The sequence below is a fragment of the Bacillus sp. CFBP9009 genome (assembly GCF_036541465.1).
GTDB lineage: Bacteria > Bacillota > Bacilli > Bacillales > DSM-1321 > Peribacillus.
Genome location: NZ_JAZHFU010000004.1, coordinates 150,919 through 167,404, shown reverse-complemented (window position 1 = coordinate 167,404; position 16,486 = coordinate 150,919). Strand labels below are relative to the sequence as shown.

Genomic DNA, 16,486 nt, shown 5'->3' with positions numbered 1-16,486 from the left:
TTCTATTCGGTTTTTTGTACATGGAATTAGCAACAGTGATTTAGCGCTTATTGGATTGCTGCAGAGATGTCACATGAAATGGTTCCGGAGGTCTGCCTGCTCGCTTTAATGGTGATGCTTCTCACAGCATGTATTATGGACAGATGGCAAAGGTCATTCCTTCGGCAGGTTCGGTATATGCGTAGGCGCGCAAAGTTCTATCAATACATATGCCGGTTTACTTAGATGGATTATTTATTCATTACAATGGTCAATTACTTGTTTTCAGCATTTTTCTTTTCAGCAGCTTTTCCTTTTGTACCGGCTTTTACATGGGTACTGAATTTACTGATTATTGTGACGGTTATCGATATCATGGGGGTGAAACCGGCTGCGTTCTGTACTATGGCTGCTTTTCATAGCCATATTCATCGTTTTATCAATCCTGATCAGGAATAATAAAAAAAGGTGAACGGTCCTTTATAAAATAAGTCTAAGGTGCATAGCAGGTTTTTAGGTCAAAAGGGTCCGTTAAAGGACCCTTTTGTTGTGGAATGGATAAAGGTAAATGCTGGATATGAGTAATCGTACATGTTATTTTTTATCTAGCAATTCAGAATTGTGATAAAATATAGGTTAGGTTACAAAAGGAGAGTGAAACTGTGTTATCTATTCCGGATGATAAAATAAGACCATTCATAACTATAGCAATTGATCAGCCTACATTATCAGACCAAAAAATTCATGAGATACAGGAACCTTTCTTCTTTCTTATGAAGGAAAATCAAGTGTTTGCGTATATCCGCATGGATGACCTCCCGTTAAATGAAAAAATAACGACAGTCGATCAGCTTTTACAGTATGCTTTTTCGATTGATAATGTCTGTAAATTAACCCCTAACATATCCTTGCCGCTTCTGTTTCAAATTATCGGAGAACCTATCGTGCTGATAAAAACGGATGATGGCCTGCTTACCGGTTATGTAAGAAGGGAAGATGTGTTAGCAGAATTATTCAAGCAGGACAGCAAACAAAATTTAGACCTGCTAAATGTTATTTTAACCTCCATTCCTATGGGGATTTTTGTAGCTGATAAAGAAAAAAATATTGTGAACTTCAATGAATCAGGCTTGAAAATGATAAAAAAGCCTTCTGAACAAGTCCTAAATGAACCTGCTGCGGACATCTTCAATAAGCAGCATATACATAGCGTGTTTGCCAGCGGGAGCAGTATTCTGAATCAGTTGGAGATTACTGATGTCATGAGTGTGCTTGTCGACTATAGCCCGATTCTGAACCATGAAAAAGAAGTCGAAGGCCTGATCATCATCGTTCAGGATTTACCGATGGTTGAGGAAATGGCCATGGAAATTGAATTGATAAAAAGCTCGAATAAAGACTTGAATGCTATTTTAGCGAATATCTATGATGAAATACTTGTAGTCAATCAAAAAGGAGAGCTGCTGCGTTATAGTGACAGCATCATCTCAGGATTCTGGGGGAAGAATTTAAAAGATTATATCGGGAAGAATCTTTTGCAATTAGAAGATGAAGGGATTTTTAATCCTTCGGTCACCCGGTTAGTCCTTGAACAAAAAAAGAAAGTATCGATTGTCCAAGATACGAAAATGAATAAGAAAGTCCTTTCCGTCGGCACCCCTGTGTTCAATGAAAAAGGGGATATAGATCGAATAGTCATTGCATCAAGGGATATAACGGAAACGACACAATTGAAATCGGAATTAAATGAAATGAGGAAAGAACTGGATTCATTCAAAAAACAGGATCAATTTTATAAAGAGTTGGTTTTTGCAAGTCCTAAAATGGAGCAGATAATCAGCCAAGTCAAGAAAATCGCTCATTTCTCATCAACTGTTTTGATCAACGGGGAGTCGGGAGTAGGTAAAGAAGTGATAGCCGAAGCCATTCATAAAATGGGCAGGCGGTCCAAGCAGCCTTTCCTTAAGATAAATTGCGGGGCGATTCCGGAAAACCTCCTCGAAAGTGAATTGTTTGGTTATACGAAGGGTTCCTTTACAGGAGCAGATAAAAATGGGAAAGTAGGATACTTTCAGCAGGCTAATAAAGGTGTTTTATTCCTTGATGAAGTGGGTGACATGCCCATACACCTGCAAGTCAAGCTGCTGCGGGTCCTTCAGGAACAGGAAGTGATTCCGATTGGCAGCACTACACCCATTTCAATTGATGTTCAAATTGTTGCGGCCACGAATAAGAGTCTGGAAAAAATGGTCGAGATGGGGACGTTCAGAGAAGATTTATTCTATAGATTAAACGTCATACCCATACATGTGCCCCCTTTAAGGGAAAGGCCGGAGGATATACCGCCGCTAGCCTTTCATTTCCTGCAAAAACTGAATGAAAGGTATCAGCGGAATTACCACTTTTCCCCCGATGCATTAAATATACTGGAAGTCTATACATGGCCGGGGAACATCCGTGAATTGCAGAACATGATTGAAAGATTGGTTGTTTCTGCAGATGAAGAGATGATCGATGCTGATTTCATTCAAAGGTTCATACCTGTGGGCAGTGACTTTAAACAATCGAAACCCATCATTACGAGAATCCTTCCGCTGCAGGAAGCACAGGATCATGTCGAAGAGCAATTGATCATGCTTGCCATGAAACAGTATAAAACTACGACCAAAGCGGCAAAAGCGCTCGGGATAAGTCAATCGTCAGTGAGCAGGAAGTATCAAAAAGTGTTAGCTGAACAGAGTAAGAAAATCGAAAAAAATGCATATTGAATAAAAGCCGTTGCCGAGTGATAAAAAATCACTTGTCAACGGCTTTTATTTTATTTTTATAAGAGCATTTGGGAAGTTTTTTATGATTTATAAGGATGATTATGCAAATTGAAATATTGATATGCAAATTTGCATAATTTTAGCGTGATTTATCAAAAAGAATGCGGTTTTATTGGTTAATTAACTTGGCATGGTTCTTGCTTGATTAGTAAGTATAAGAAAAAAGGGAGGTAAGCATCAAAGTTTTATAAAATAAGCAATTTCAATTAATCATCCACTAAAGTTATAAAAAAAAGGAGCTTATAAAATGTCAATTAACGTAGAAAGTAAAAACACTCAAGCTAACCAATCAGCAACCCAAGATTATATTAAAAAAGTGCTTCAATTAATCGAACAAAAAGAAATTTCAAAAGAAGACGCGCAATGGATAACAAGAGAAACGGTCGAGAATTTCCGTAACCATGTAAACCCTGGATTTTTGGAATATCGGAAGACGGTCACTAAAGACACGCAATTCGCTTCGGTGGAGTGGTCTGATCAAGATTCCTGTTTTACGGATGTAAATGGAAAAAAATATATTGATTGTTTAGGTGGCTTTGGTATTTATAATGTTGGCCATCGTAACCCTAAAGTAGTAAAGGCCGTAACCGATCAATTGCAAAGGCAAGCCCTTCATAGCCAGGACTTACTTGATCCATTACGTGCAATGCTTGCCAAGATCCTTGCTGAAATCACACCGGGAGATCTAAAATACTCGTTCTTTACGAACAGCGGTACCGAGAGCGTGGAGGCTGCACTTAAGCTGGCTAAAATGTACAGTGACCGATACACGATCATTTCCACGACAAAATCATTTCATGGGAAAAGCCTTGGTTCCCTATCTGCAACGGCAAAGGGCATGTTCAGAAAACCGTTCATCCCGTTGGTACCAGGTGTGCGTCATGTACCATTCGGTGATGTGGATATGATGAGAAAAACGTTTGAAAGTTGTGCATTGGTCGGTGAAGATGTTGCTGCTGTGCTGTTGGAGCCTATTCAAGGTGAAGGAGGGGTCATTCTTCCTCCGCAAGATTATTTAAAGCAGGTTCGGGCATTGTGTGACGAATATGATGCGTTATTGATCTTGGATGAAGTGCAAACAGGAATGGGACGGACAGGTAAAATGTTCGCTTCTGAGCTATATGATGTTGTTCCGGACATTATTTGTTTAGCGAAAGCATTTGGCGGCGGAGTAATGCCTGCAGGGGCTGTCGTAGCCAATGAGAAAGTGTTTAAAAGCTGGTTCGACAATCCATTCATGCACACAACCACATTTGGAGGAAATCCACTTGCTTGTGCTGCGGCCATTGCTACGATTGACGTACTTTTGGAAGAAAACTTACCGCAGCGTGCTGCAGAAGTTGGTGAATACTTCCTAAATGGGTTAAGGGAAGTGGCTGCTGAGCACAAAGATAAGGTTTTGGAAATCCGCGGCCAAGGATTGATGATTGGCATTGAGTTCCATAAAGATGAAGTGGGTTATGAATTCTCAAAAGCCCTCTTTGATAAAGGCATCTTGGTGGCAGGTACGCTTATCAATTCCAAAACAATCAGGATTGAGCCGTCATTGACTATTCAGTTGGATGAAGTCGATACAGTCATTAAAGCGTTTAAAGAGGTCTTGCCGACGCTTCAATCTTAATTTAAAAAAGCAGAAAAACAGCCTTTGGGCTGTTTTTTTGTTGCTTGGAGGGAGGAGGTATGGAAATTACTTACTATACTTATTTCTCGTTTTATATTTTTTTCATGAAAATGAGTCATGAAAACGGGAATTACACAGATTGGACAAGGATTTAATTCCTTTAACGTAATTTGGTATGTTATAATAATTTCTGGAAAAAGGAGTGATGAAGATATGACACCAGCTCTGCAAAAAATGTGGATATCCTTTATAGCAATGGGCTTTATGATTATCTCTATATTTCTAATCTACTTAAGCCGCTATAAATTAAAAGGTTTTTGGAGAGTCTTGACAGCAATTATCGCATACATACTTATGATTCTGGCCGGCTTGATCATCCTTATCGTTGTTCTTAGCGGGCCAACCACTTGATAGGTGAGGAGAAATGATGAGAATTTTTTTCAAAATATTATGTTTATTTTGCATCTCTGTATCATTATCTGGCTGCTTATATCCGGAGAAGCAAAAAATGCAAAACCAATTGCCTTATAAAGAGCAAATACAATCCGTCCAAAGTGCAGTGGATCAATTTCAGAAAGATGAAGGGGGCATACTGCCCATCGTTACAAAAGATGCAGGTACACCGATTTATCAAAAATATGTCATAAAATTTTCAAAGATTTCACCTAGGTATATGGCTGAACCGCCGGACAATGCATTTGAATCAGGAGGTGTCTTTCAATACATCCTCGTTAATGTTGAAAATGATCCGACCGTAAAGCTGTTGGATGTCAGGATGGCGCAGAAGATTCAGGATGTTTCCTTGAGATTGACTGCCTATCAGCAAAGCAACGGATACCCGCCATTTAAGGAAAGGTTATCCGATAATGTCTTCACGCTTGATTATGAAAAAATGGGCCTGAAGGACGCTCCGACGGTCACGAGTCCATTTTCACAAAAAGACTTATATCTCGTAGTTGATGGTCAAGGCAGTATTTTTGTTGATTATACCCCGGATTTAATTGAGGCATTAAAGAAGCATGAGGGGGAAATGAAGCCGGGTGAAGATATCCGGGAACTGCTGGTGCAAAGTTCGGAGTTCGTCCCTGCCTATTCATTGCCATATACAATTGATGAAAAAACAAAAAATCCAATATTCCTTACAAAATAGGCATAACCCTTCTTCTGCAAAATATATTGTAGGGGAAGGGTTATTTCTTTTATCTTTATTTCATCTTACTTTTAAAATAACAACCCTTATATAAAATTTCTGGTGGAGGAAGGGATTGAACCAGGGAAATAATTGGAATAAATTTTTAGGACAACATCATAGATATATAATGTCCTAAATAAATGCAAATGGATAAACGAAATCCCAAAACTCTAATTCGGGAGGGGATACCTTGGAAAAGGTAGATATTTTTAAAGATATAGCTGAACGGACCGGTGGCGACATATATTTGGGGGTGGTCGGTGCCGTCAGGACGGGGAAATCCACATTTATTAAAAAATTCATGGAGCTAGTCGTCATTCCGAATATTCCGTCAGAGGCGGACCGCGCAAGGGCACAGGATGAATTGCCTCAAAGTGCTGCTGGAAAGACGATCATGACTACGGAACCTAAATTCGTACCGAACCAGGCAGCATCGATTCAAGTGGCTGAAGGTCTCGACGTGAATATTCGTTTAGTCGATTGTGTCGGTTATACAATACCTGGGGCTAAAGGGTATGAAGATGAAAATGGTCCCCGCATGATTCACACGCCTTGGTATGAAGAGCCGATTCCGTTCAATGAAGCGGCTGAGATCGGTACTCGCAAAGTAATTCAAGATCATTCCACATTAGGTGTGGTCGTTACGACGGATGGGTCGATAGGAGAAATCCCGCGAAGTGATTATTTAGAGGCCGAGGAAAGGGTTGTCGAAGAATTGAAGGAGGTTGGCAAGCCATTTATCATGATTGTCAATTCTGTTCAGCCTCACCACCCGAATACGATAGCCCTGAAGGAATCCCTGCAGGAAAAGTATGATATCCCTGTATTGGCGATGAGTGTCGAAGGAATGCGGGAATCGGATGTTTACAGCGTACTCCGCGAGGCCCTGTACGAATTTCCAGTTCTCGAGGTCAATGTTAATCTTCCGAGCTGGGTAATGGTTCTGCGCGAGGATCATTGGTTAAGGGAAAGTTACCAGGAAGCGGTTAAAGAGACCGTAAAGGATATTAAACGCCTGAGGGATGTAGATCGTGTAGTCGGTCATTTCAATGAATTCGAGTTCATTGACCGTGCAGCGCTTGCAGGCATTGAGATGGGGCAGGGTGTTGCAGAGATCGACCTATACGCCCCTGATGAACTCTATGATGATATTCTGAAGGAAATTGTCGGTGTGGAGATTCGGGGCAAGGATCATCTATTATCTTTAATGCAGGACTTTGCGTATGCCAAAGCAGAGTATGACCAGGTGGCCGATGCATTGAGAATGGTCAAACAAACAGGATATGGTGTCGCAGCCCCTTCCCTTAACGATATGAGTCTTGATGAACCGGAAATCATCCGTCAGGGAGCCAGGTTCGGTGTCAGGCTAAAAGCCGTAGCTCCTTCCATCCATATGATCAAGGTCGATGTCGAATCCGAATTCTCGCCAATCATCGGTACTGAAAAGCAAAGTGAAGAATTAGTCCGGTATCTGATGCAGGATTTCGAAGACAATCCACTATCCATTTGGAACTCAGATATTTTTGGCAGAAGCCTAAGTTCCTATGTAAGGGAAGGCATACAGGTGAAATTAGCGATGATGCCTGACAATGCCCGCTACAAATTGAAAGAAACACTGGAGAGGATTATTAATGAGGGCAGTGGGGGATTGATTGCCATCATCTTATAAAAACGTTTAAAAGCTGGACCAACTCCATTTATGGATTGGTCTTTTTGCATGCGAAAGACTCAGGATCACAAGAAAAATATCATTTATGAACGCTAAAATTTGAAATAATCTGCTGTTTTTTAGTATAATCTTGAAAAAACCCTGTGGTTAAGCGATTTTCAGCAATACAAGAAGTTTAATTTCTATAAAAAAGGGAAATGATGAATAGCGAAAGACAAAATTTATAATATATACAATTATTGATGAAAAGATTCCCATTATTTTTTGAATTCCCTTGCTAAGCTAATAGGATTTGTGATAATCTACATACAGAAAACGCGTTATAACAGCGATTTCAACGTATTTATAAATTTCTGGATGAATTATTTGGAAATTAATTCGGCTTGATAATCCTTGATTGCCAGGGAATGAAAATTTTGGACCGAAGCTAATATCAAATCACTATTATAGTGTTGTAATAATGATTTTTTATAAAGATTCCTTTTGGGAGGAGGTGAATGGCATGAACAAAACAGAATTAATTAATGAAGTTGTTACAGCAACTGAAATTTCTAAGAAAGACGCTACAAAAGCTGTTGATGCTGTTTTTGATACAATCTTAGAAGCTCTAAAAAACGGTGATAAAGTCCAATTGATTGGTTTTGGTAACTTTGAAGTTCGTGAACGTGCGGCTCGTAAAGGCCGTAACCCACAAACTGGTGACGAAATCGAAATTGCAGCTAGCAAAGTGCCAGCTTTCAAACCCGGTAAAGCGCTGAAAGATGCAGTGAAGTAATTCTACCATTACATACGGGTGCTTAACCGAAAAGGGCCGCGTGAAAACGCGGCCCTTTTTTTGCTTCTTAATTTCCATCTGTGATAATATAAAAGACAGTGAATATTTTAGAAACGCTGCAGATGGTTAATCCATCACAAGGAAATGCCCATCCAAAAACCGCTTCCGGCGAAACTGCCGTTCAAGGGCTCAATGTATGGGTGTATGGGTCTTCTTTAATAATTGCAATTATGGATATCCGGGTGCAATGCGCTTTGGATTTTTTATCTGAATACATAATATTATTGATTTTTTAGGAGGTACAAAAAATGGCTAATGTTGATCATGCCAAATTGGAAGAAGCGGTTAAAATGCTTCTTGAGGCTGTAGGGGAAGACCCAACGAGGGAAGGACTGCTGGATACTCCTGGCCGTGTAGCCAGAATGTATGAAGAAATTTTTTCTGGACTTAATCAGGATCCAAAGGAATATTTCGATACTGTTTTTGGAGAGGACCATGAAGAACTCGTACTTGTAAAGGATATTCCGTTTTACTCAGTATGTGAACATCATTTAGTCCCTTTTTACGGGAAAGCCCATGTAGCATATATTCCGAAAAACGGAAAAGTGACTGGCTTAAGTAAATTGGCACGGGCGGTTGAGGCTGTATCGAAGCGTCCGCAACTTCAAGAGCGCATCACTTCTACAGTTGCTGACTCGATAATGGAAAAGCTCGAGCCTCATGGTGTAATGGTTGTAGTAGAGGCTGAACATATGTGCATGACCATGAGAGGTGTAAAAAAACCTGGATCTAAAACAGTGACTTCAGCTGTAAGGGGAACGTTTGCGAAGGATCATCGTACTAGGGCTGAAGTGCTGGCATTCATTAAAGACTAAGGACATGGGGGCAGGAAAAAATGAATGAAAAAAAGATCTTGAATGATTTTGTCGTAATCAAAGCCATTGAGGATAGTGTGAACGTCATCGGGTTGACAAGGGGAACGGACACCAAGTTTCATCACTCCGAAAAACTTGACTCAGGAGAGGTGATGATCGCACAATTCACGGAACATACCTCGGCAATTAAAATCAGGGGCCATGCAAAAGTCTATACTCCATTCGGAGAGATAGAAAGTGATTCCAAAAAGAATTCACCTGAGAAATGATAGCTTCTCAATACTTGGTTAATTAGTAAATCAATCATCTGATATCACGTTTAACAAGCTGTAAATTTCCCGCATCCATTTTTTTGAAGAGCAAAAGACGATGGTTTCCTTACCTTTGGAAGTTTCATTTTATAAACGTTGACCATTTCATCTGATTGTTTTTATGGTATAATAATGTGTATTTTACACAGACAGAAACCAATATGTATGAAAAAAATTATCTTTCGGGGATGCAAGGGTGATCTCAATTGTTAAACATAACGGACGACATAAGGCAATTAAAGCGATTAATAGAAACGAAAGCTCAACATCCATATTTATTGAAGTATATACAAAAGCCAAGCTTGGACGAAGATAAACTGATATTGCTTTGGGGATTGTTTAACGATTTGGACGTTTTAAGCGAAAAACGAAATCAATACATCATTTCAACCATGTTAGTGCAAATTGCTCTGGATACCCATGAAATCGTCTCGAATTCAGGAGAAGGAACCGAGTTGCCCGAGGTATTGAAAAATCGTCAATTACAAGTGCTTGCCGGTGATTACTATAGTGGCTTATATTATCAAGGGCTTGCCAGTGTAGGTAATGTTGATATGATCCGTATACTTTCGAGCGCGATAAAAAAAATAAATGACAATAAAATCATTCTTTACCAACAAGGGTCCATTAATGATGTCCCAACGCTTTTAATGACGATCAAAGCGATCGAGGCTTCGCTGATTCATAAACTCGCGGATTACTATAATGAGCCTGCCTGGATAGAAATAGCGGAAGATCTGCTGCTTTTAAAACGGTTGCATGCCGAGAAGAGCAGTTATATGGAGTCGGGGCAATCGATAGTTTTTGATGTCCTAAGGGAAATGCCTCTCGATGACTCGATTGACGGGAAAGTTACCATTTCGGAAAAAGAAGAACAGGTACGCACCCAATTCGACATTTGCCTGAGGGATGCCAGGCAATCCGTACAGTGCTCGATGCGGAAGCTGGCAAAGTTGGATGATGAACTTCTGGAAAGAGTGAAGGCCATCTTGGAACAAACAGAGAGTATAGCAAATTCATATGTGAAAGAAGGGTGAATCATGGAGCAGTCTAAAGAGCAAAAAGTTCATCATGTCTTTGAAAAGATCTACGGAAATTATGACAAGATGAATTCCCTCATCAGCTTTAAACAGCATCTTAAATGGCGGAAGGCTACAATGGCCATCATGAATGTCCCAAAAGGCGCCCATGCACTGGATGTATGCTGTGGAACAGCGGACTGGACCATTGCCCTTGCTAATGAAGTAGGACCAGAAGGAAAGGTTGTTGGTCTGGATTTTAGTAAGAACATGCTGAAAATCGGCGAACAAAAGGTAAATGAACTCAATCTAGAGCAAGTGTCCCTAATGCATGGGAATGCAATGGAGCTTCCTTTTGAGGATAATAGCTTTGACTATGTCACGATCGGTTTCGGGCTGCGGAATGTCCCCGATTACATGAAAGTGCTCAAAGAGTTAAACCGGGTAGCCAAGCCGGGTGGAATGATCGTTTGCCTGGATACTTCACAGCCTACGATGCTTGGCTTTAAACAGGGCTATTATTTTTATTTCCGTTTCATCATGCCCATGTTCGGCAAATTATTCGCAAAAAGCTATAGCGAATACTCATGGCTGCAAGAATCGGCTCGGGATTTCCCTGGCATGAAAAAGCTTGAAAACATGTTCAAGCAGGCGGGAATGGAAAATGTCAGTTATAAGGCCCATTTCGGTGGGGTAGCAGCAACACATTTCGGGTACAAGCCTTCAAAATAAGCATAATAGCAATGGACAAAGCTGGGTGGAATGTATGAAATTTAAAATGATGTATTCATTTTTGAATGCAGATTTGCAATTAATAGAAAAAGAACTGGAAGCCGCAATCGAAGCGGATTCCACAGTTTTAAGGGAAGCTTCCCTGCATTTGCTGCAATCCGGTGGAAAACGGATCCGTCCGGTATTCGTCCTATTGGGTGCGAAGTTTGGCAACTATGATATTCATGTCGTAAAGCATGTCGCAGCGACTTTGGAACTGATTCATACAGCTTCCCTTGTGCATGATGATGTTGTGGATGATGCGGATTTACGCAGGGGATCTGCTACCATTAAATCAAAATGGGATAATCGTGTCGCCATGTACACAGGCGACTTCATTTTTGCTCGTGCACTGGAAATGATGGCGGTTATCGAGTCTCCGCTGGCGCATCAAATTCTCGCTGATACTATGGTTGAACTATGTCTTGGTGAGATTGAACAAATAAAAGATAAATACAATTTCGAACAGAATTGGCGGATATACTTTAGAAGGATCAAACGGAAAACGGCACTGCTCATTGCATCCAGTTGCCAGTTGGGAGCCATTTCAGCGGGTGTTGAAGAGAGAATTCACCAAAAGCTATTTAAATTCGGATATTATGTCGGTATGTCTTATCAAATCACCGATGATATATTGGATTTTACTGCTTCGGAAGAAGAGCTTGGGAAACCAGCCGGCAGTGATTTGATTCAAGGTAATATCACTTTACCCGTATTGATTGCTATGGAAGATCCAAAGTTAAAAAAGCTTATCGAAACAGTTCGGGAAGATACGCCAAAAGAGGAAATGTCCCATATAATTCATGTGATAAAAACTTCCGGTGCCATTGAACAGGCAGCGAGGATCAGTGATATGTATTTAGAAAAGGCTTTTACTGAGTTGAAAGGTCTTCCTGCCATCAAAGCTAGAAAAACTTTATCGGATATCGCGAAAAATATCGGAAAAAGAAAGTTTTGATAATGGGAGTTGCGAAACTCATCAAACAATGGTAATATTCTAAAAGTATTGCCTTATATAGGCAAATAACAATGATACATATTAGGAGTGACATTCATGGAAAGAACATTTTTAATGGTTAAGCCTGACGGCGTTCAACGCAATTTAATCGGTGAAATCGTTTCCCGTTTTGAAAAGAAAGGCTTCCTTCTTGCAGGAGCAAAATTAATGGTCATTTCTCAAGAATTGGCTGAGCAGCATTATGGCGAGCACAAAGAACGTCCTTTCTTTGGCGAACTAGTGGACTTCATTACTTCAGGTCCTGTCTTCGCAATGGTTTGGGAAGGTGAAAACGTAATCGCTACTGCACGTCAAATGATGGGTGCCACTAACCCTAAAGATGCAGCAGCAGCAACAATTCGTGGCGATTTTGCCGTAACTGTCGGCAAAAACATCATTCACGGATCTGATTCAGCTGAAAGCGCTGTACGCGAAATCGGTTTATTCTTCAAAGAAGAAGAACTTGTTGAGTACTCTAAACTTGTTAACGAGTGGGTTTATTAATTAATACGATCTATTTAAAAAAAGCGGGTTCCATCGTCATTATGCGATGGAACCCGCTTTTTTTAATTGCTTTTTTAATTTCAAGCAGCAACGTAAGGGATAATTTTAGTTTAAAGAAAATATGGCACTCTCCGATATATATAAAGGGAAGAACCACTTAAAATAATTATGTGCAGGGGAGTCGTGGGAATGCCTCAAGAATATGAAGAGTTTATTCGTAATATCAAAATGCTGACAGGCATTGATTTGGCATTATATAAGGAAGGGCAAATGAAAAGGCGACTAACATCTCTATATGAAAAAAGAGGATATCATTCATTTCGTGAATACTACAAAGACATTCAAACCAATCCCGGTGTATTAAATGAGTTTTTGGATAGAATGACAATCAACGTTTCCGAATTTTATAGAAATGCGAAAAGATGGGAAGTGTTGGAGCGGAAAATCCTGCCTGGGTTATTAGAAAGCAAAAAAAAGTTGAAAATTTGGAGTGCTGCCTGCTCAACTGGCGAGGAACCATATACGATTGCCATGATATTATCCAATCTGGTCCCACTTAGCCAGATAGAGATATTGGCGACGGATCTCGATGAAAATGTATTGGCGCGAGCGAAATTGGGGATATATCCCGAACGTTCCTTAAATGAAGTGCCTGAGGAAATTAAAAGGAAATACTTTGAAAAAAAAGCGGATTTTTATCGTGTCGATGATGAAATCAAGAGAAGGGTGACATTTAAAAAGCAAAACCTTCTTGCTGACCGATTCGACCAAGGGTTCGATTTAATCGTTTGCCGCAATGTTTTAATTTATTTCATTGAAGAAGCCAAGAATTTATTATATGAAAAATTCAGTGCATCGCTAAAAAGCGGCGGGGTATTTTTTGTAGGAAGTACAGAGCAAATATTCACCCCAGGAAAATATCAATTTGAAACGATCGACACATTTTTTTATAAGAAAAAGTAAATACTTTAGAAAAAAGGGACTGAACCTGCACGTGCGCATTCAGTCCCTTTTCGTTTGCCGTGTAATAGCAATTCCAGTAGAACTCTAATTTGAAAGAATAAACTATATCGAAAATGTTTAAGTACTTGTAAAATAGAAAGAAAAGTGATTAAATTCAAACAATATGGTTTTTACGTTTTACATATACCCATATTTCATAAAATTGTGGTATATTGATACATATACACTTTAAAGTGCTAAAAGGGGGCTGGAAGATGAGATATTTAACAGCGGGAGAATCACATGGTCCGCAACTGACTACTATCATTGAAGGATTACCGGCAGGAATGCCGATTTCGAAAGAGGATATCAATCAAGAATTAGGACGCCGGCAAAAAGGGCATGGACGTGGAAGAAGGATGCAGATCGAGAAAGATCAGGCTTTTATTTCTTCGGGAATCAGACATGGCTACACACTCGGTTCACCGGTTGCTTTGGTCGTTGAGAACGATGACTGGAAGCATTGGACAAAGATTATGGGAAGCGAAGGGCTTTCAGAAGAGGAAGCTGAAGAAATTAAACGTAAAATCACCCGGCCACGTCCTGGTCATGCCGACTTGAACGGCGGGATTAAATATGGGCACCGCGATTTGAGAAATGTTCTGGAACGCTCTTCAGCCCGTGAAACGACAGTAAGGGTGGCAGCAGGAGCTGTCGCTAAAAAGCTATTGTCTTTATTGGGGATAGAAGTGGCATCTCATGTTTTGGAAATTGGCGGAGTGAAGGCAGAACCGCCAAAATACGAAAGTATTCAGCAATTGCAACAAGTAACAGAAGAATCTTCTGTTAGATGTTTTGACAAGAACGTAGAACAGCAGATGAAGGATGCAATTGATGAAGCGAAACAAAAAGGAGATTCCATCGGCGGCATCGTTGAAGTCATTGTAGAAGGAATGCCGGTGGGTGTAGGAAGTTATGTGCATTATGACCGTAAGCTTGATGCAAAACTAGCCGCAGCGATAATGAGCATCAATGCATTTAAAGGGGTGGAAATAGGTCTTGGATTTGAAGCTGCCCATCTATTTGGCAGTGATGTCCATGATGAAATCGCATGGGACGAAGAACAGGGCTATTACCGGAAAACCAATCGCCTTGGCGGTTTTGAAGGCGGTATGACAACTGGAATGCCGATAGTTGTACGCGGTGTGATGAAGCCGATCCCAACTTTATATAAACCTTTGAAAAGCGTTGATATTGATACGAAGGAAGTTTTTGAAGCAAGTGTCGAACGTTCCGATAGTTGTGCGGTTCCTGCAGCAGCAGTGGTTGCTGAGGCGGTAGTAGCATGGGAACTGGCGGCTGCCATCGTTGATCAATTCCCTTCAGATCGTTATGAGCAATTAGCGGAATACATAAGATCATATCGGGAAGAAGTAAAGGAGTTTTAAATCATGGAATCCATCCAAATAAAAACGGCTTCCAAGCAATATCCGGTTTTAATTGGCAAGAAGGCAATAAATGAATTGCCCGAATTAATATCACATGAATTAAATCATCTAAACAAGATTCTGATCATAACTGATGAGAAAGTGGCGGCACTTCATTTGCAGACCGTGAAAAACGCCCTGATCAAGACGGGGAAACCTGTCCTGCATCATGTAGTACCAGAAGGGGAGCATGCTAAAACATTCGATGTGTTTTATGAATGCCAAAGCTTCTGTTTAACTCAACAGATTAATCGCAAGTCATTGATTATCGCCCTTGGCGGTGGTGCAGTAGGTGATTTGGCTGGATTCGTTGCGGCTACTTTTATGAGAGGGATTCCATTTATACAGGTTCCGACGACTTTACTCGCCCACGATAGTGCAGTGGGCGGCAAGGTTGCGATCAATCACCCGCTAGGGAAAAATATGATTGGGGCCTTTCATCAGCCTGAAGCGGTCATTTATGACCTTGAATTTTTAAAAACTCTGCCCCTTAAAGAATTAAGGTCAGGTTTTGCAGAAGTCATTAAACATTCATTGATAGCCGATAATGAGTTTTATCTATGGTTAAAGTCGAATATTGTTGATTTGAATGATATAACGGATGAGCAATTCCTGACAATGATTACAAAAGGAATTGGAATTAAAGCTAAAATTGTCGAAGAGGATGAGAAGGAAAACGGCATTCGTGCCTTTTTGAATTTTGGTCATACGCTCGGACATGCAGTGGAAGGTTCAATGGGATACGGAAACTTTACGCATGGGGAATCCATTTTAATCGGGATGGTATATGCTCTTAAATTAAGCAAAAAGAAAGTGGATCTCGATTTTAAACTGGATGAGTTTATTAGCTGGGTTTCTTCTTTAGGTTATCAAATAACGATTCCAACCAGGCTTGAACATGCAATGCTGCTTGAATTAATGAAAACAGACAAAAAATCGGTCAATGATTCAGCTACTTTTGTCCTGCTAAACGAAGTAGGGTCACCGCTATTAATGGATATAGCCGACTCTGAGCTGATAGAGGAAATGGCGGATATGATATAGAGTTCAGGAGAAGGGGGGACTATGTGTGATAAGAGGAATAAGGGGTGCCACTACTGTAGAAAGAGACAAGGAAATGGAAGTGATTTCCGCTGCCGAAAAGTTGATGGCAGAGATCATTCAGGTCAACGAGATTGATCCCGAAATGGTAGCTTCTGTGTTTTTTTCTGCTACGGAAGAGATTCGTTCTGTCTTCCCTGCTAAAGCCTTGAGGAAATTCGAAGGCTGGACTTATGTACCGGTTACATGCATGAAAGAAATACCGGTCAGCAATTCCTTGCCATTTTGCATTCGGGTCATGATCCATGTAAATACGACGAAATCTCAAAAAGAGATACAGCATGTATACCAGGCAGGGGCTACGGTATTACGGCCAGATTTGACAAAGCAGATATAAGATGATTTTAAATCTATGAATATGATATACTATTCTCACACTTTCTTACTTTAAAGTGATAAAAATATAGAGGTGATT

The 16,486-nt window shown here is 40.3% G+C and carries 17 protein-coding genes; all 17 read left to right on the top strand.

What is annotated here, in order from left to right; translation table 11 throughout:
* Positions 1-225 precede the first annotated feature (225 nt).
* The 17 genes from V3595_RS13885 (at position 226) to aroH (ending at position 16,408) form a co-directional block, all read left to right on the top strand.
* Positions 226-438, top strand: a complete 213-nt coding sequence (locus tag V3595_RS13885) for a hypothetical protein (protein WP_485907784.1) — start codon at positions 226-228, stop codon at positions 436-438.
* Positions 439-641: 203 nt separating this feature from the next.
* Positions 642-2,747, top strand: coding sequence for a sigma-54 interaction domain-containing protein (locus V3595_RS13880; RefSeq protein WP_485907782.1), 2,106 nt, complete (start codon positions 642-644; stop codon positions 2,745-2,747).
* 307 nt (positions 2,748-3,054) lie between these two features.
* Entirely contained in the window at positions 3,055-4,428 is a 1,374-nt protein-coding gene (locus V3595_RS13875) for a putrescine aminotransferase (protein ID WP_485907780.1), read from the top strand.
* A gap of 213 nt (positions 4,429-4,641) precedes the next feature.
* Positions 4,642-4,839 (top strand): DUF2768 domain-containing protein, encoded by a 198-nt coding sequence (locus tag V3595_RS13870; protein ID WP_101222425.1) that lies wholly within the window; start codon positions 4,642-4,644, stop codon positions 4,837-4,839.
* A gap of 13 nt (positions 4,840-4,852) precedes the next feature.
* Complete coding sequence (locus tag V3595_RS13865) at positions 4,853-5,578, top strand: hypothetical protein (protein ID WP_485907779.1); 726 nt, start codon at positions 4,853-4,855, stop codon at positions 5,576-5,578.
* Positions 5,579-5,810: 232 nt separating this feature from the next.
* The gene (spoIVA, locus tag V3595_RS13860; RefSeq protein WP_101222423.1) at positions 5,811-7,289 is read left to right on the top strand and encodes a stage IV sporulation protein A; all 1,479 of its coding nucleotides are present in this window, start codon (positions 5,811-5,813) and stop codon (positions 7,287-7,289) included.
* Positions 7,290-7,791: 502 nt separating this feature from the next.
* Complete coding sequence (locus V3595_RS13855) at positions 7,792-8,064, top strand: HU family DNA-binding protein (protein ID WP_034308023.1); 273 nt, start codon at positions 7,792-7,794, stop codon at positions 8,062-8,064.
* Positions 8,065-8,372: 308 nt separating this feature from the next.
* Positions 8,373-8,939 (top strand): GTP cyclohydrolase I FolE, encoded by a 567-nt coding sequence (folE, locus tag V3595_RS13850; protein ID WP_063233209.1) that lies wholly within the window; start codon positions 8,373-8,375, stop codon positions 8,937-8,939.
* Positions 8,940-8,959: 20 nt separating this feature from the next.
* A complete protein-coding gene (gene mtrB, locus V3595_RS13845) occupies positions 8,960-9,208 on the top strand; it encodes a trp RNA-binding attenuation protein MtrB (protein WP_137016024.1) in 249 nt (82 codons plus the stop codon).
* A gap of 248 nt (positions 9,209-9,456) precedes the next feature.
* The gene (locus V3595_RS13840; RefSeq protein WP_485907777.1) at positions 9,457-10,287 is read left to right on the top strand and encodes a heptaprenyl diphosphate synthase component 1; all 831 of its coding nucleotides are present in this window, start codon (positions 9,457-9,459) and stop codon (positions 10,285-10,287) included.
* Between the two features lie 3 nt (positions 10,288-10,290).
* The gene (locus V3595_RS13835) at positions 10,291-11,001 is read left to right on the top strand and encodes a demethylmenaquinone methyltransferase (RefSeq protein ID WP_352920278.1); all 711 of its coding nucleotides are present in this window, start codon (positions 10,291-10,293) and stop codon (positions 10,999-11,001) included.
* Between the two features lie 34 nt (positions 11,002-11,035).
* A complete protein-coding gene (gene hepT / locus V3595_RS13830) occupies positions 11,036-11,998 on the top strand; it encodes a heptaprenyl diphosphate synthase component II (protein WP_485907775.1) in 963 nt (320 codons plus the stop codon).
* Between the two features lie 96 nt (positions 11,999-12,094).
* Entirely contained in the window at positions 12,095-12,541 is a 447-nt protein-coding gene (gene ndk / locus V3595_RS13825) for a nucleoside-diphosphate kinase (RefSeq protein WP_034308008.1), read from the top strand.
* A 189-nt stretch (positions 12,542-12,730) separates the two neighbouring features.
* Positions 12,731-13,504, top strand: a complete 774-nt coding sequence (locus V3595_RS13820) for a CheR family methyltransferase (RefSeq protein WP_485907773.1) — start codon at positions 12,731-12,733, stop codon at positions 13,502-13,504.
* 254 nt (positions 13,505-13,758) lie between these two features.
* A complete protein-coding gene (gene aroC, locus V3595_RS13815; protein WP_485907771.1) occupies positions 13,759-14,931 on the top strand; it encodes a chorismate synthase in 1,173 nt (390 codons plus the stop codon).
* A 3-nt stretch (positions 14,932-14,934) separates the two neighbouring features.
* Positions 14,935-16,014 carry a 3-dehydroquinate synthase gene (gene aroB, locus V3595_RS13810; RefSeq protein WP_485907769.1) on the top strand — a complete coding sequence of 360 codons (1,080 nt, stop codon included), beginning with the start codon at positions 14,935-14,937 and terminating at the stop codon, positions 16,012-16,014.
* Positions 16,015-16,039: 25 nt separating this feature from the next.
* Entirely contained in the window at positions 16,040-16,408 is a 369-nt protein-coding gene (aroH, locus tag V3595_RS13805) for a chorismate mutase (RefSeq protein WP_485907768.1), read from the top strand.
* Positions 16,409-16,486 lie beyond the last annotated feature (78 nt).

Excerpts from the sequence above, each read along its gene's own strand:
- V3595_RS13835 (WP_352920278.1), top strand. The coding sequence starts at position 10,291 with ATGGAGCAGTCTAAAGAGCAAAAAGTTCATCATGTCTTTGAAAAGATC.
- ndk (WP_034308008.1), top strand. The coding sequence starts at position 12,095 with ATGGAAAGAACATTTTTAATGGTTAAGCCTGACGGCGTTCAACGCAAT.
- V3595_RS13865 (WP_485907779.1), top strand. The coding sequence starts at position 4,853 with ATGATGAGAATTTTTTTCAAAATATTATGTTTATTTTGCATCTCTGTA.
- aroB (WP_485907769.1), top strand. The coding sequence starts at position 14,935 with ATGGAATCCATCCAAATAAAAACGGCTTCCAAGCAATATCCGGTTTTA.
- V3595_RS13870 (WP_101222425.1), top strand. The coding sequence starts at position 4,642 with ATGACACCAGCTCTGCAAAAAATGTGGATATCCTTTATAGCAATGGGC.
- folE (WP_063233209.1), top strand. The coding sequence starts at position 8,373 with ATGGCTAATGTTGATCATGCCAAATTGGAAGAAGCGGTTAAAATGCTT.
- V3595_RS13885 (WP_485907784.1), top strand. The coding sequence starts at position 226 with ATGGATTATTTATTCATTACAATGGTCAATTACTTGTTTTCAGCATTT.
- V3595_RS13855 (WP_034308023.1), top strand. The coding sequence starts at position 7,792 with ATGAACAAAACAGAATTAATTAATGAAGTTGTTACAGCAACTGAAATT.
- V3595_RS13820 (WP_485907773.1), top strand. The coding sequence starts at position 12,731 with ATGCCTCAAGAATATGAAGAGTTTATTCGTAATATCAAAATGCTGACA.
- aroC (WP_485907771.1), top strand. The coding sequence starts at position 13,759 with ATGAGATATTTAACAGCGGGAGAATCACATGGTCCGCAACTGACTACT.
- V3595_RS13875 (WP_485907780.1), top strand. The coding sequence starts at position 3,055 with ATGTCAATTAACGTAGAAAGTAAAAACACTCAAGCTAACCAATCAGCA.
- mtrB (WP_137016024.1), top strand. The coding sequence starts at position 8,960 with ATGAATGAAAAAAAGATCTTGAATGATTTTGTCGTAATCAAAGCCATT.
- hepT (WP_485907775.1), top strand. The coding sequence starts at position 11,036 with ATGAAATTTAAAATGATGTATTCATTTTTGAATGCAGATTTGCAATTA.